At 67.4% G+C, this 1538-nt stretch carries 1 protein-coding gene; it reads left to right on the forward strand.

The window, feature by feature from the left end; genetic code table 11:
• Nucleotides 1-713 precede the first annotated feature (713 nt).
• Nucleotides 714-1538: DUF6192 family protein (locus tag PUR26_RS01435; RefSeq protein WP_329868386.1), on the forward strand; the 825-nt coding region annotated here is incomplete at its 3' end.

Below are 1538 nucleotides of genomic sequence, written 5' to 3' on the forward strand. Positions count from 1 at the left end.
CTGAGTGAGTGTTTGACATCCCTGGTCGTGCGGCCAGGACATCGGGATGCTGGTTGCCATGGCCATTGGTGGGGTGGTTCGAAGGTATTGCCGGGAGTGTGGGGTGCCGCTGTCGCCGACAAAGTCGGCGACAGCGGTGTTCTGTTCGGGTCGGTGCAGGTCACGGCGGTGGCGAAGGCTGGAACAGGCCCGTCGGCGGGTGGCGGCGATGCAGCGTGGGGACGAGGTGACGTGTCCGGTGTGCTGCCGCAGGTGGACGGTGGGGGTTGAGCATCGGCGCTCGGCGGTGTTCTGTTCTTCGCGGTGCCGTACGCGGGCCTGGCGGGAGAAGGCGTCACGAAATTCCGTCACGGTGACGCCATAGCCGAACGGCGTTCCTGTCGCAGGACCCACCCGTTCTGCACGGGGTCGGGCGGCTTCACTTTCCTGCCTCGCGCGCCCCTCGTTCGCGCCTGCCGCCTGGTGAACCGGGGACTCCATCCTGGTCGTGACCTGGGCTGATGCGTCGCCGAACAGCCACTGTCCAGTGGCTGGCTCTGCCCGGGACGAACCGGGTGGAGGCAGCATGTCGGAGCGGGTCGGGAACGTCTCACGAACGCGTTACGAACAGCTCGTGACGAAGCACGCCAACTGGTCGCGCAGGTCGCGAAGGCCCAGTTCGCCCTCGGCGACAAGGCTCGGGGATCGAGCCGATGAGGCCGGTCGGTGGGTCGGTGGCCAAGGGAACCGACGACCTGTTCACGGTCGAGGAGTCATTGCAGATGTTCGCCGACGACATCGGGGTTGCGCTGTCCACGGTGATGGACTGGCGGTGGGTCTCCTCGCGCTGGCCGGCCAGCCAGCGCGAGGACGGCGTCTCTCACACCGTCCACAAGATCCTGGCCTCGATCCCGGGCGAGGCCGAGCGGTGGGTGGCTATCAAGGATGCCCCGTTCAACTCTCGCTCGGGTGTGCGGCAGTGGACCTCGGACGGGGCGAAACGCTTGGTAGGGCAGCAGGTCGACCGGCCGGTGACGGTCGAGGAGAAGGTGCGGGCGGTAAGGGATCTGACCCGCGACGACGAGGTCGCTGTGAAGGTGACAGCCAGCTTGCTGAGCAGGCCGGAGACCGCAGCAAGTCTGCCGGCCGCCGACCGGGTCCGCGTGGTCCAGGAACTGACCCGGGATGACGAGGTGGCCTCCAGTGTCACCGCCCAGCTGCTGCAACGGCCCCGCGTCGCCCGGCAGGCGATGCGTAACGACGACACCCGCTTCACCGTCAACCGGGCCCAGTTCGACAACTCGGAGGAGACCCGAGAGAAGATTCGTGACCGGGTTCCGGCGGTTCGCGAGATTGAGCACACCATCGAGTACCTGGACCTGGTCGGCTCCTGCCGCCAGTACGTCGCCACCCTTGGCCGACTCGTTCCGCGCATGCGCGACCAGGAGTTCACCGAGGACGAGCGCGAGACGATCCGCCGCGGGATCGCGAAGGTCCGTGGGGCAGCCGACTGGCTGGAGGCCGCGATCGACACCGGTCAGTTCACTTTGGACGAGCAG

It is taken from the genome of Streptomyces sp. SP18CS02 (genome assembly GCF_036322365.1).
Taxonomy (GTDB): Bacteria; Actinomycetota; Actinomycetes; order Streptomycetales; family Streptomycetaceae; genus Streptomyces.